Origin of the sequence: Corallococcus sp. AS-1-12 (assembly GCF_020036995.1) — a bacterium.
Classification (GTDB): domain Bacteria; phylum Myxococcota; class Myxococcia; order Myxococcales; family Myxococcaceae; genus Corallococcus.
The window spans coordinates 124,897-137,915 of record NZ_JAIQDD010000021.1; the positions used below are offsets into that span (position 1 = coordinate 124,897).

Annotated in this window: 9 protein-coding genes; 5 read left to right on the top strand and 4 right to left on the bottom strand. The window is 69.7% G+C overall.

What is annotated here, in order from left to right; genetic code table 11:
* Nucleotides 1-756: 756 nt before the first annotated feature.
* Nucleotides 757-1,029 (bottom strand): transposase, encoded by a 273-nt coding sequence (locus K8556_RS39255; protein ID WP_370639974.1) that lies wholly within the window; start codon nt 1,027-1,029, stop codon nt 757-759.
* A gap of 379 nt (nt 1,030-1,408) precedes the next feature.
* Between K8556_RS39255 and K8556_RS27500 the strand changes: the two genes are divergently transcribed.
* Complete coding sequence (locus tag K8556_RS27500) at nt 1,409-1,708, top strand: hypothetical protein (RefSeq protein ID WP_223743110.1); 300 nt, start codon at nt 1,409-1,411, stop codon at nt 1,706-1,708.
* Nucleotides 1,597-2,478 (top strand): CBS domain-containing protein, encoded by an 882-nt coding sequence (locus K8556_RS27505; RefSeq protein WP_223743079.1) that lies wholly within the window; start codon nt 1,597-1,599, stop codon nt 2,476-2,478. Before K8556_RS27500 ends, K8556_RS27505 begins: the two co-directional genes overlap by 112 nt.
* 99 nt (nt 2,479-2,577) lie before the next feature.
* Here K8556_RS27505 and K8556_RS27510 read toward each other — a convergent pair whose 3' ends face one another.
* Together K8556_RS27510 and K8556_RS27515 are read right to left on the bottom strand one after the other, a co-directional pair.
* Complete coding sequence (locus K8556_RS27510; RefSeq protein WP_223743080.1) at nt 2,578-4,056, bottom strand: hypothetical protein; 1,479 nt, start codon at nt 4,054-4,056, stop codon at nt 2,578-2,580.
* Nucleotides 4,057-4,169: 113 nt separating this feature from the next.
* The gene (locus tag K8556_RS27515) at nt 4,170-4,664 is read right to left on the bottom strand and encodes a peroxiredoxin (protein WP_014396984.1); all 495 of its coding nucleotides are present in this window, start codon (nt 4,662-4,664) and stop codon (nt 4,170-4,172) included.
* 111 nt (nt 4,665-4,775) lie between these two features.
* Between K8556_RS27515 and K8556_RS27520 the strand changes: the two genes are divergently transcribed.
* Nucleotides 4,776-6,572: a sigma 54-interacting transcriptional regulator gene (locus K8556_RS27520; protein ID WP_255652289.1), complete on the top strand. Its 1,797-nt coding sequence runs from the start codon at nt 4,776-4,778 to the stop codon at nt 6,570-6,572.
* On the top strand, nt 6,569-9,208 hold the full coding sequence (locus K8556_RS27530; RefSeq protein ID WP_223743108.1) for a bifunctional serine/threonine-protein kinase/formylglycine-generating enzyme family protein: 2,640 nt from the start codon (nt 6,569-6,571) through the stop codon (nt 9,206-9,208). The genes K8556_RS27520 and K8556_RS27530 overlap by 4 nt, the downstream gene beginning before the upstream one ends.
* Here K8556_RS27530 and K8556_RS27535 read toward each other — a convergent pair whose 3' ends face one another.
* Nucleotides 9,209-10,792 carry an ADYC domain-containing protein gene (locus tag K8556_RS27535; RefSeq protein ID WP_223743081.1) on the bottom strand — a complete coding sequence of 528 codons (1,584 nt, stop codon included), beginning with the start codon at nt 10,790-10,792 and terminating at the stop codon, nt 9,209-9,211. It lies immediately after the preceding gene.
* 298 nt (nt 10,793-11,090) lie between these two features.
* On the opposite strand from K8556_RS27535, the gene K8556_RS27540 reads away from it, so the two are divergent.
* The gene (locus K8556_RS27540) at nt 11,091-13,019 is read left to right on the top strand and encodes a CocE/NonD family hydrolase (RefSeq protein ID WP_223743082.1); all 1,929 of its coding nucleotides are present in this window, start codon (nt 11,091-11,093) and stop codon (nt 13,017-13,019) included.

The following is a 13,019-nucleotide window of genomic DNA, read 5'->3' on the forward strand; positions in this document are numbered from 1 at the left end:
GAGGGAAGCGTGCCGCGACATGCGCGAGAGGGGCTGACGCGTTTGCTGCTGGGACTCGGAGTGCTTGGCTTCTTCCAGCTACCGGCGGCCCATGCGGAGCCGCCGCTGACCAGGGCCCCGGGATGCGCGAAACGCGGATGGCCCGCGACCGTCACCTGCGGAAGCACGCCGTGCTTCGTTTCGAGCTGTGGCGAAGGCAAGTGCCCCTATTGCTTCATCCAGGGCATGGAGAACCTCGTCTTCACGGGGTGGGCGGTCTACACGTGCACGAGCGGCGGCGCCGTAACGGGGAAGGCCGTCCTGTTCAACACCGCGCCCTTCAACACGCGATTGGGGCCCTTCTGTGGCTGAGGATTCGTGGGCTCAGGAGGCAACCCAGGTCGTCGAGGCGCTCAACCTCCTGACCGTGCTGGCCGCACCGCGCCTCCATGAGCGGTGGTGCTCCCAGGCTCCGGCGGAGGAACTGCGGGCCGTGCTCCAGTCCCGCATGGCGGCGCTCGCCGCCTTCTGTGAGAAGTCGTGGGGGAGCCCGGACGCAGAGCGCTTCCGGGCGGCAGCCCCCAAGGTGCGGATGCTTGCTGAACTGCTGGCGGCCGCTCCCCCCGACAGCCGCACGGATTCCGGATGGAATGCCCAGGCCCGAGAGTGCCTGGACGCGCTGGGCATTCCGACGCCCCCAGGCGGATGGGAAGACTTCGAGGGTCATCCCAGCGGAGAGTGAAGGGTGAACCGCAATGCGCCATGCTAACGCCGGGATCAGTTGAGTTGAAGGAATGAAAGGCAGTGGCGGAACCAGGCCGCGAGCTTTGCGAGCGGAGTGGACTCGCGTAACTGCCTCACCTTCCGAGCCAGGTCCTCAATGGCCCGAGGCGCAAGGCGACGAAGCTGCCGCTTCAGGTCCACCCACCACGGCTCGATGGGATTGAAGTCGGGACTGTAGGTGGGCAGGTACACGACGCAGGCGCCAACGGCTTCGACTGCCTGGCGCATACCCCTCGCCAATGCCCAGCAGGTGGGCAATCTGCGCATACGACAGGCTCTCGTCGTGGAAGGCCCGCACCGATGGCCCGTCGCAGCTTCTCCGGGGTCGGATGTCCTTCGCTCATCCCCAGAGAAGATCAAGCCTCGACGATCGCGTCAAACGAGCCTTGGGTTAATGGAGACGACGTCAACATCATAAGTTTTCTACCTTCGTGTGCGCAAACAGGTCGAGAACAAGGGGGGATGTGAAATTGCAGTGGATTGGTGAGCGTAGGAATTTGCCGCCCCTACAATGACAGGGAAGGCGGAACGCAGAGGAGAGCGCGGTTGCTTCAGAATGCGCCAATCGCAATGCGTGCTCATGTATCTTGGCGGCATGGACCATCCCGAACCTGCCTCCAATGATGCACCTTTGGAAGAGTCCCCCGTGTCGCCCATCTCCCAGAAACTCGACAGCTGGAGCGCAATGCTCTCGCGTAGCGAGATTCCATCAACTACCGGGCGCGAACTATTGACGCTGTTCGGAGCTAAGCGTCGTGGTTGGCGAGTTGTCGCCTGGATCCGTGACGAACTTTTCGCGCGAAACTTAGTGACTGAACCGGATTTTGACGAGGTGTGGGTCGATGTGCCGCTATTGGTCAAACGGGCGCAGAGTGCCGAGGCTGCATCGCCGCCCGCTGGGGGTCACCACACGCTGCAGAACCAGTCACGATTGGGCCAAGCGTAGCTGGATCCCCACCAGCAACTCAGCCGCCACTAAAGCAGAAAACGACTGATCCAATCCGTCGGATAAGTCTGCTGCGCGCCGCGAACAAAAAGGTTGTTTCCGTTCCGCCGAACACGCCACTCAAGGCGGCGACGACAATCATGATGCTCAACGATTTCTCCCAGTTGCCAGTCATTCAGAACGAACGCGACTGCAAGGGGGTCGTGACATGGCAGAGCATTGCTACGGCCGCAGAACTGGGCAAGCAATGCAGAACGGTGAATGACTGTATGGTGCCTCCGGAGGAGGTGGCTTGGAATGCGTCTCTTTTGGAGGCCATTCAGAAAGTTGCCGCGAAGGAGTTCGCGCTCGTTCGAGGACCGGACAAGCGATTCCAAGGAATTGTGACTGTCGTGGACCTAAGCCTCCAGTTCCGTGCGCTTAGCGAGCCATTTCTCCTTCTTGAGCAGATCGAGAACCTCCTCCGATCCCTGATCCGAGAATGCTTCACCGTCGAGGAGATGCGTAAGGCAAAGCATGAGGCCGACACTTCCCGTAAGGTCGACGATGTTTCCGATTTGACCTTCGGTGAATACGTGAACCTCCTTGAGAATCGAGAGGCGTGGCCAAAGCTGAACGTGTCTTTTGAGAGGGACCCCTTCATCGCGAAGATGAAGGAAGTACGTAACCTCCGGAACGACATCATGCACTTCGACCCAGACCCACTTGAGGACGACGACATCATGCTGTTGAGGAACTTCGCGGGATTTCTGGAGATGGTAGCCAAGTAAATCCAACTCCATCCCGCAGCCACTCATTGCGCGCTGGGAAGTCGTGCTGATTTATCTGTGGGCCAACTCCTCTCCCAAAAGCAAGGGGCTGGCCCAGTCTCAGTGCTCCGCGTCCGCGGGCTTCGTGCCGCCATCCTGCGGCTTCTGGACCACGGGCTTCGCGGCGCGCTGGATGACCGGCGGTGAGGCGTTGAGCGCCCCTACCCAGAGCCTGCCGTGGAAGCCCCCTTCGCTGGGCGCGTCGAACATCGCCACCTTGCGCGGCGTGCCCGGCTCCTGGCGCAGCTCCGGGGAGGGGCTGAGCGCGAAGACGTTGCAGTCCACCTGCTCCCAGACGTTGAACCGGCAGGAGAACTGCGAGCCTCGCGCGAAGCCCACCTCCAGCGCTTTCACCGGCGACCCGGGCAGCGCCTTCGTCAGCCGCCAGCCCAGCGGCTCGAAGTCCTTGTTCCAGCTCACCGGCTTCGTGCGCACGTGCACGTCACCCGCGAGCGCCAGGAGCCACGTGTCCGGATTCGCCTGGCGGTACGCGATGAGGTTCTTCGCCATCTCCGCCTCGCGCGCGTTGCCGGAGGCGTTGTTCGAGTCGAACGCCAGCACCGTCACCGCGTTGCCCTGCGCGCGCAGCCTCCGGGCCTGCTCGATGAGGCGCAGCAACGCGCCGCTGCTGCGGCCGTCCTGATACACGCGGCGCCAGAACGAGCTGACCACCAGCAGCCGCTCCAGGTCCGGGCCGTGGCCCTCGCTGGCCAGGTACTCGTCCAGCGCGCCCTGATCCTCCGACGGCATGGACAGCGCCAGCGCCACCGACAGCTTCTTCTCCACCGCGTCGCACAGCATCCGCGTGGCGGCCTCCGGCAGCTCGCGCGTGCCCAGCGGATCTCCCACCAGCACCGTGTTCCCGGCCGTGAGCAGCGGCTCCACCCCCTGCAGCGGCTCGCCGCACCTCACCGGCGGCGGCTGGGCCGTGTCGTCATCCCAGCCCTCCACCTGCACGGCGCGCACGGGCGCGTTCGTCCTGCCCCCCACCAGCTCCAGCGACGGCACCATCTCCAGCTTCGCCAGCAGCTTGCGCTCCAGCGGCAGGTCGCGCGTGCCGCGCACCATCTTGAAGCCCTCCATGTCCGGCACGCCGTCGAACGTGAAGCGCTCGAACGTCTTCCGGGAGAGGTACTTCTCCTCGTCCTGGATGCGCTCGTTGAGCCACTTGGGCTTCACCTCGATGTTCGTGTCCTGCTCGCGGTAGCGCAGGCGGAAGACACGGATGACCGACTGGCGCGGCCCCAGCGACGCGCCCTTCACGAAGTAGCGCTCGTAGGTGCGGTTGCCGGGCAGGTTCATCCCGGGCTCGTGCGCGGACGTGTAGAGCTCGTGGTGATCCTCGCGCTCGAAGACGTCGTAGCGCTGCTCCTCGAAGACGCGCCGCATGGTGAAGAGCGCCTCGTCCAGCGGGACCAGGTACACCGTCTCCTCGGTGGGGACCTCCTCGTCCGCCGGCAGGTCGTCATGGAGGTCCTTCGTCAGGCTCGCGCAGCCGCCGACGCACAACGACAGTCCCAGCACCCAGTGAAACCGCATGGCATGACCTCCGGCCCACCCGATGTTGCTCGCGACGGGGGCGCGGCGTCCCGGCTCCCACGGCCGGGACGGCGGGAATCAGTCTACCGGGAAACGCCCGGTAGACACGTCTGTCAGGCAGGACGGGTGGGCGCGGCTCCCTGGCCCGTGAGCGAGCGGACGACGTCCAGCGCGTGCTCGGCGTGCTTCTTCACCTGGATCTGCGAGTCGAACGCGTAGCGGATGGTGCCGCCCTTGTCCGCGACGAACGTCACCCGCCCGGGCAACAGCCCCAGGAAGTTGGTGCCCACCCCGAAGGCCTTGCGCGCCGCGCCATCCGGGTCGCTGAGGAGCCGGAAGGGGAGGCGGTACTTGGCGACGAACTTCTCGTGGGACTCCGCGGAGTCGCTGCTGATGCCCACCACGTCCGCGCCCGCGTCCGTGAAGTCCTGATACTGATCCCGCAGGCTGCAGGCCTGGACGGTACATCCCGGGGAGTCATCCCTCGGGTAGAAGTAGATGACCATCGCCTTGTCACCCAACAGGTCGCGCAGGCGCACCGGCGCGCCGCCCGGCCCCTGCAGGGTGACATCCGGAACCGCGTCCCCTTCTTTCAGCATCTTGGCCATGAAAGTCCCAATCCTCCCGGAGGGAGCATGGACCGCGCGTGGCCTGACCCGCAAATCAATCGGGTCTACCCGGTTGCCCGGAATTCAAGGGCCTGGGCATTCTTTCAGGGAATGCCGTCACGCGACCTGATGGACACCGAGGACTCCCGCAGGGGGCCCGGCCGCGCCGCCCCGGCGGATCGGCTGTACCTGCTGCTCGTGCAGGGGAACACCTCCACGGTGGTGCCGCTGCCCCGGGAGGGGTCGGTGGTGATTGGCCGCGCGGCGGGGGCGGACGTCGTGGTGGAGGACACGTCCGTCAGCCGCCAGCACGCGCGGGTGGGCGTGGCGGAGGGTGAGGCCTTCATCGCGGACCTGGGCAGCCACAACGGCGTGCGGGTCAACGGCGAGCGGGTGCAGGGCACCCGGCCCCTGGACGGCGGCGACGTGGTGACGCTGGGCAACGTGACGCTGGTGTTCCACCAGGGCGAGCGGCCCCTGCCGGAGCGGCGGGCGCTGGAGGCCGAGGGGCTGCGGGCCCGGCTCTCCGAGGAACTGGACCGGGTGCGCGGCTCCGGGCTGGCGGTGAGCGTGCTGGCGCTGGAGGTGGAGTCCGCGCGGGTGCCGCAGGTGGAGCTGGTGCGGGCGCTCCACGGCGCGCTGCGGTTGATGGATGCCGTGGGGCAGGTGGGGGGCACGCTGATGGTGCTGCTCCCGGACCTGGCCGGCGAGGAGGCGGAGGCGGCGGCGGCGCACCTGGTGTCGGTGCTCTCGCCGCTGGCCGGACGGGTGCGTGGAGGGCTGGCGTCCGCGCCGGGGGACGGGATGCAGGGGGACGCGCTCCTGGGCGCGGCGAAGGCGGCGGCGCTGTCGGCGGAGCCGGGCGGGACGCGGGTCAGCGGACCGTCCATGTACCGGCTGGCGCTGGGCGAGCGGTCGGTGGTGGTGGCGGACGCGGCGCTGACGCGGCTGTTCGAGTTGCTGCGCCGGCTGGCGGCGAGCCCCCTGCCGGTGCTCATCCACGGCGAGACGGGGGTGGGGAAGGAGAACGCGGCGTGGGCGGTGCATCACTGGTCGCCGCGCTCGGCGCAGCCGTTCGTGCCGCTCAACTGCGCGGCGCTGCCGGAGAGCCTGGTGGAGGCGGAGCTGTTCGGCCACGAGCGGGGCGCGTTCTCCGGCGCGGACCGGGCGCGGGCGGGCCTGCTGGAGCGCGCGAGCGGCGGGACGCTGTTCCTGGACGAGGTGGCGGAGCTGTCGCTGCCCATCCAGGCCAAGCTGCTGCGCGCGTTGGATCAGCAGGTGATCACCCGGCTGGGGGATTCGCGCGAGCGGCCGGTGGACCTGCGCGTGGTGGCGGCCACGCACCGGGTGCTGGCGGAAGAGGTGAAGGCGGGGCGGTTCCGGCAGGACCTGTTCTTCCGCCTGTCCGCGGCGGTGGTGGTGCTGCCCCCGCTGCGGGACCGGCCCCGGGAGCTGCCGCTGCTGGCGCGGGCCTTCCTGGAGGACGCGTGCGCGAGGGCGGGCCGGCCGCCGCCGCACCTGTCCGCGGCGACCATGGAGGTGCTGGGCGCGCACGCGTGGCCGGGCAACGTGCGCGAGCTGAAGAACACGGTGGAGTACGCGGTGGCCACGTCGCCCGGGCCGGTGGTGGAGCCGTCACACCTGCCGGAGTCCCTGCGCGCGGCGGCGGAGCCGGAGCCGGAACCCGAGCGGGCGGAAGCCAGGACGCAGCCGCCGAAGACGTTCCAGAACCTGGCGGAGGAGCTGCGGACGCTGGAGCGGCAGCGGATGATGGAGGCGCTGGAGGCGACGGGTGGGGTGCAGACGCGGGCGGCGCAGCTCATCGGGATGCCGCTGCGCACGTTCGCGTTCAAGCTGAAGCAGCACCGCATCGTGCCCTCGCGAGGACGCGGCCCGGCGGGTGGATGAGGAGCGAGCCGCTTCCAGCGTGGCAGCCGCCCGCGACGTTCGGGGAGTACCGCCTGGTGCGGCCGCTGGGGCGCGGCGCTATGGGCGAGGTGTACCTGGCGCACGACACGGTGCTGGACCGACTGGTGGCGGTGAAGTTCATCGCGGGCGTCGCGCCGGATGAGGTGCAGCGCGAGCGCTTCCGCACGGAGGCGCGGGCGATTGCCCGGGTCCAACACCCGAACGTGGTGGGCATCCACCGCGTGGGCGAGGTGAAGGACCGGCCGTATCTCGTCTCCGAGTTCCTGCGAGGCGACAGCCTGGACCGGCTGGCCCGGCCGGTGCCGTGGACGCGCGTGCGGGAGATTGGCATCGGGCTGGCGAAGGGGCTGGCGGCGGCGCACCGGCAGGGTGTCCTGCACCGGGACCTCAAGCCCGCGAACGCGCTGCTGACCGAGGACGGGCAGGTGAAGCTGCTCGACTTCGGCGTGGCGAAGCTGCTCGACGTGGCGATGGCGCCCGTCGGGCCCGTGCTCCAGGCACCGCGTGCCACGCCCGTCGCGGGGGAGGCGACGGTGGACGTGCCGGGCCCGGTGGATCCGCGAAGCACGGCGACCGTCGACGTGCCGGGGTCTCCCCCGAGGACCGGCGGCTCCGGCGGCGCCTCCCCGCGTCCCCTGGGCCTCGCGGACGCGGGCACCGCGCAGCGAACCGCGACGTCCACTCCGCTTCCGCCAGAGCGGCTCCTCGGTCCCGCGGACCTGGTGTCCACGGGCCGCATCGGGACGCCGCTCTACATGGCGCCCGAGGTCTGGCGAGGTGAACCGGCCACGGTCCGCAGCGATCTCTTCTCCCTGGGCGTGCTCCTCTACGAGCTGTGCGGAGGCCCCACGCCGGGACCGCTCGCGGAGGCGCCAGCGCGGCACCGGACCTTCGAGCCGCTGGACGCCGCCGTCCCCGGCGTCGACGCCACCTTCGCCGCCGTCCTCGCGCGCTGCCTCGCGCATGATCCGTTCGCCCGCTTCGAGTCCGCGGACGCGCTGCGCGAAGCGCTGGAGTCCCTCACCTCGCGCGGTGCCACCCCAGTCCCCGCACCGCCGCCGCGTCCACGGTGGCTCCGCGTCACGCGCGTGCTCGCGCTCCCCGGGCTCGCGGGAGCCCTCCTCCTGGGCGGCGGCTGGTGGGGTGAACGGTCCCGGCGCATCGACGCGGAGCAGGCCATGCGCTCCGCCGCGTCCCTCGTCGACGAAGCGCACGCCCTGGACGCCCGCATCGAAGCCCTCCGCACGCAGGCCTTCACCGCGTTCGACACCGACCGCTCCGCCGAAGCGGAGCCCCTCTGGGCCCAGGCCCTGGACCTGGGCGCGAAGCAGGCCCGCCGCTACCAGGACGCCAGCGACCTCCTCGAAGCCGCGCGGACACGCGTGGGCCCGGGCACGAACCCCGCCCTGGACCAACACGTCGCCGAGGTCCTCCTCCAGCGCATCCTCATCGCGGAGCGCGACCGCGACTTCACCGCGCGGAAGGCCCTGACGCAGCACCTGGAAGCGCTGGACCCCGGCGCCACCACGCGCCGGAAGCTGACCGCTCCCGCCCGCATGGATCTGGACAGCGATCCCCCGGGCGCCACCGTCCAGGTCGAGACCCTCGAGCCCCAACCCGACGGCCCGCCGCGCGCGTCCGAGCCCAGGACCCTCGCCACGACGCCCACGGCCCCTGGCCTCACGCTGGAGCCCGGCTCGCACCGGCTGACCTTCACGCTCCCGGGCCGCCCGCCCGTGCGCTACCCGGTGCTGCTCACGCGCGGAGAGACCTTCCGGGCCCGGGTCCCCATCCCCGAACACGTCCCGGACGGCTACGTCTACGTGCCCCCGGGCCGCTTCCTCTACGGCAGCGGCGATCCGGAGACCATCCGCCGCACCGTCATCCGCACGCGCCCGATGCACCCGCTCACCACCGGCGCCTTCCTCATCGCGCGCCACGAAGTCACGTACGCGGACTGGCTCGCCTGGCTGCGCGAGCTGCCCGCGTCCGAGCGCGCCGCGCGCAGGCCCCGAGGCACCAACTACTTCGGCACCATCGAGCTGCGCCCCGCCGCGGACGGCACCTGGACCTTCCACCTGGAGCACGAAGGCGTCACGTACCAGGCGAGGGAAGGGGAGCCGCTGCGCTACCAGGACCGCGCCGTGCGCGCCGAGCAGGACTGGCGCCGCTTCCCCGTGTCCGGCATCTCCTGGGAGGACGCCCGCGCGTACACCGCCTGGCTGGATGTCACCGGCCGCCTGCCCCGCGCGCGCCTGTGCACCGAGCGCGAATGGGAACGCGCCGCCCGGGGCGCGGACGGCCGCGACTACCCGCACGGCCCGGTGCTCGCGCCGGACGACGCCAACTTCGACGCCACCTACGGCCGCAAGCCGCGCGCCTTCGGACCGGACGCGGTGGGCTCGCACCCCGCGTCGGACAGCCCCTTCGGCGTGGCGGACCTGGCCGGCAACGTCTGGGAGTGGCTGGTGACGGACACGAACGGCACGCCCGCGTACGGCGGCGGGTCGTTCTACCAGGACGCGCTCACCGCCCGGGCCCTCAACCACGGCGACGGCGAGCCGCGCACACGCTTCCCCTTCATCGGGATGCGCGTGTGCGCGTCCGTGCCCTGACTACAGGTCGCGCCCCGGCAACTGCCCCACCGCCGGCAGGTAGCCCAGCTCCCGGACGGACGTGAACCCGGGTGGGGCCTGCGTGGACGTCGCGTAGACGCCCTCCGTCACCAGGGACCGCCACAGCGTCAGCGGCCGGCGCTGGCCCGCGCCAGTCATGTCCACGGCGCTGTACACGAAGCCCTCGATGGCCTGGTCCCCGTTGATGACCTTGAGGAAGAAGCCGGGGGCGCCGTCACACGTCGACTTGTCCGTGAGCAGGTAGCGCCCGTTGCCGTCCGCGCACCGGTACAGCGGCTTGATGAACTTGCTCATGCGCGCGCGGATGTTGGCGGGCAGCTTGGGGGAGAGGATGGGCCCCTCCTTGCGCAGCGCGGTGAACGGCGTCACGTCCGCCACCCCGTTCGCGTCCAGGTCCAGGTGGATTCCCGTCACGTTCCTGCCGCCTTCGACGGTCTGCGGATCCACCGTCACCGCGGTGGTCGTCAGGAACTGGCCGTTGGCGTCCTTGAACGTCACCAACGAGCGGTCGATGAAGAGCGAATAGGAGACGAGCAGCGTCGCGTCCGCCTGGGACGACAGGTTCAGCGAATCGCACGGCCGCGCAGCGCGCGGGGCCAGCAGGAGCTTGCGGTTCACGCACGTGGCCTCCAGGGGCAGCGTGTCCCAGCGCTTCTTGCCCAGGCACAGCGGCCGCACGCCGCCGCAGTCATCCACCTTCCACACCGCCTCCAGGGAGTAGCCCTCCAGCGTGGCCGGCAGGCCCCCCGCGTTCAGCAGGATGGCGTCCTTGGGCCCCATGAACTTCAGCGGCGTCCCGTCCAGCGTGTTGCTGCGGCCCTCGCCGCAGTAGTCCGCCGTGGCCATGCGCGTGCACAACTGGTGGTAGTCCATCGCCACGTCCAGCGGGAACGTCGTGGCCCAGGGCGGATAGCCCCAGTCGATGCACTTGGCGATGACGCCGCCGCCCACGAAGAACGGCTGGGTCGCGGTGCCCTCGTTCTTCGCCGCGCAGGCGAAGGTGAAGTACTCGGAGTTCTGGAGCAGCTCGCCGCCCGCGGACCAGGCGTGGGGCGCCGCGAGCGCGAAGCCGCTGCCCGTGGGGCACAGCGGCTGGGACAGGGTGTCCTCCGGCGTCGCCGTCACGCGGTACTCCCAGAACGCCTTGCCGTCCGCCAGGTTCTGCGTCGTGCACGCGTAGGTGGGCCCGGAGATGCTCGCGTGGCAGCGGGCCTCCTCGATGGTGAGCTTCACGGAGCGCCCCTCGAAGGGCGCGCGGAAGGCCGAGCCCACCAGCTCCGTGCCCTCCAGGAACCACGCCGGCGGATTGGCGCCCGGGCAGGACTGGTAGCCCACCAGCCGCCCACCCACCATCAACGCGGTCTTCGTGCACGTGAACCCCGCGGGCGACGAGGCGGGCTCGAAGGAGCCCAGCGGGACGTTCACCGTCTCGAAGCGCTCCGAGCCGTGCAGCCGCGCGCCCTGCGCGCTGTTCACCGGCGGCGGATCCGCCGCCGCGCCCAGGGCCGTCATCACCCCCATCACCAGGCACCACCGCGTCACCGTTCCGCTGCTCGCCTTCATGTGTCCGTCTCCCCAGGGCCTTCGAATCCGTGGGGCGCACCAACGCGTCCCCGATGCCCAAGGAACGGGGGACGCGCGCGAAATTGACAGCGGAGGTCTGCTTTGTGCGGAGCGTGCAAACCCTGCCGTGCATGCAAGGCTTGCCGTGCCGCGCATGCGAGGAGCGTGTGCAACCCTTGCACGCTCCGAGCGCGGCGCGATGCGGCGGGCGATCCAGCTTCCGTGCCCCGGCGGCATCGCCCAAGATGCATTTCCTTCCGAATTTCCCCCGCGTTTTTTCCGCAAAGAGGAGGGGAGCATGTCCTTCCACCCCCGCGGCCTCCTGGCCGCGCTCGCGCTGTTCTCCCTGTCCGGCCCCGCGCTCGCGCAGGCCCCCGCCGCGCCGCCCAGGCCGCCCGCGAGCCCGGAGGATGAACGCGCCGCGTACGTCCGGTCGCACTTCACGAAGTACGAGGTGCGCATCCCCATGCGCGACGGCGTGAAGCTCTTCACGACGTTCTACGTGCCCAACGACGCGAGCCCCCAGAAGCGCTACCCCGTGCTGCTGACGCGCACGCCATACTCCGTGGGGCCTTACGGAGCCGGCCGCTATCCGAAGACCCTGTCCCTGCCCGCCTTCGAGAAGGAGGGCTTCATCTTCGCCTTCCAGGACGTGCGCGGCCGGTACATGTCCGAGGGCGAGTTCGTCAACGTGCGCCCCCACCGCGACACCAAGCGCGGCAAGGAGGTGGACGAGAGCAGCGACACGTACGACACGCTCGACTGGCTGGTGAAGCGCGTGCCCCACAACAACGGCAAGGTGGGCATGTGGGGCGTGTCCTATCCGGGATTCTACACGTCCGCGGGCGCCATTGATTCGCACCCCGCGCTCAAGGCGGTGTCGCCGCAGGCGCCCATCGCGGACTGGTTCTGGGACGACATGCACCGGCATGGCGCCCTCAACCTGCAGCTCGCGTTCAGCTTCTTCTCCATCTTCGGCAAGCCCCGCCCCGCGCCCACCGACGACACCGACTGGAAGTCCTTCGACTTCGGCACCCCGGACGCCTACCAGTTCTTCCTGGACCTGGGCCCGCTGTCCAACGCGAACGCGAAGCACTTCCAGGGCGACATCGCCTTCTGGAACGACCTGGTCGCGCACCCCAACTACGACGCCTTCTGGCAGGCGCGGAACCTGCTGCCGCACCTGAGGAACATCAAGGCGGCGGTGATGGTGGTGGGCGGCTGGTACGACACGGAGGACCTCTACGGGCCGCTGCGCACGTACGCCGCCATCGAGAAGCAGAACCCCGGCATCGCCAACACGCTGGTGATGGGCCCCTGGCCCCACGGCGGCTGGATGCGCTCGGAGGGCACGTCGCTGGGGGACGCCGACTTCGGCTTCCCCACCGCCGCCGCGTACCAGGACCTGGTGCTCGCGTTCTTCAAGCAGCACCTGAAGGGCGGCCCGGACGCGGCCGTGCCGGAGGCGCTCGTCTTCGAGGGCGGCGCCAACCGCTGGCGCAAGCTGGACGCCTGGCCGCCCAGGGGCACGAAGGAGGCGCGCCTGTACTTCCAGCCCCAGGGCGCGCTGACGTTCCAGGCCCCCAAGGCGCCGTCGTTCGACGAGTACGTGAGCGACCCGGCGAAGCCCGTGCCGTACACGCAGGACCTGAGCCCCGGCTGGTCCAAAACGTACATGACGGAGGATCAGCGCTTCGCCTCGCGCCGGCCGGACGTGCTCACGTACCAGACGGAGCCGCTGCCCCAGGACCTCACGCTCGCGGGCCCGCTGGAGGCGGAACTGTGGGTCTCCACGACGGGCACCGACGCGGACTGGGTGGTGAAGCTGGTGGACGTGAACCCCGGGAAGGTGCCCGGCTGGACGAAGGAGCAGGAGCAGTCCGGCGAGCGCAACCGGGGCGCGCAGCAGACGCTGGTGCGCGGGGAGCCGTTCCGAGGCCGCTTCCGCGACAGCTACTCCCAGCCCAAGCCCTTCACGCCCAACGAGGTGACGAAGGTGCGCTTCGTCATCAACGACGTGTTCCACACCTTCCAGCGCGGCCACCGCCTGATGGTGCAGGTGCAGTCGAGCTGGTTCCCCTTCATCGACCGCAACCCGCAGACCTTCGTGCCCAGCATCTACGAAGCGAAGCCCACGGACTTCGTGCGCGCGATGCACCGGCTGCACCACACGGCGGCCCAGCCCAGCGCGTTGAAGGTGAACGTCCTGCCCGCGCTGGACGAGTAG

Excerpts from the sequence above, each read along its gene's own strand:
- K8556_RS39255 (WP_370639974.1), bottom strand. The coding sequence starts at position 1,029 with ATGCGCAGATTGCCCACCTGCTGGGCATTGGCGAGGGGTATGCGCCAG.
- K8556_RS27510 (WP_223743080.1), bottom strand. The coding sequence starts at position 4,056 with ATGCGGTTTCACTGGGTGCTGGGACTGTCGTTGTGCGTCGGCGGCTGC.
- K8556_RS27515 (WP_014396984.1), bottom strand. The coding sequence starts at position 4,664 with ATGGCCAAGATGCTGAAAGAAGGGGACGCGGTTCCGGATGTCACCCTG.
- K8556_RS27520 (WP_255652289.1), top strand. The coding sequence starts at position 4,776 with ATGCCGTCACGCGACCTGATGGACACCGAGGACTCCCGCAGGGGGCCC.
- K8556_RS27530 (WP_223743108.1), top strand. The coding sequence starts at position 6,569 with ATGAGGAGCGAGCCGCTTCCAGCGTGGCAGCCGCCCGCGACGTTCGGG.
- K8556_RS27535 (WP_223743081.1), bottom strand. The coding sequence starts at position 10,792 with ATGAAGGCGAGCAGCGGAACGGTGACGCGGTGGTGCCTGGTGATGGGG.
- K8556_RS27540 (WP_223743082.1), top strand. The coding sequence starts at position 11,091 with ATGTCCTTCCACCCCCGCGGCCTCCTGGCCGCGCTCGCGCTGTTCTCC.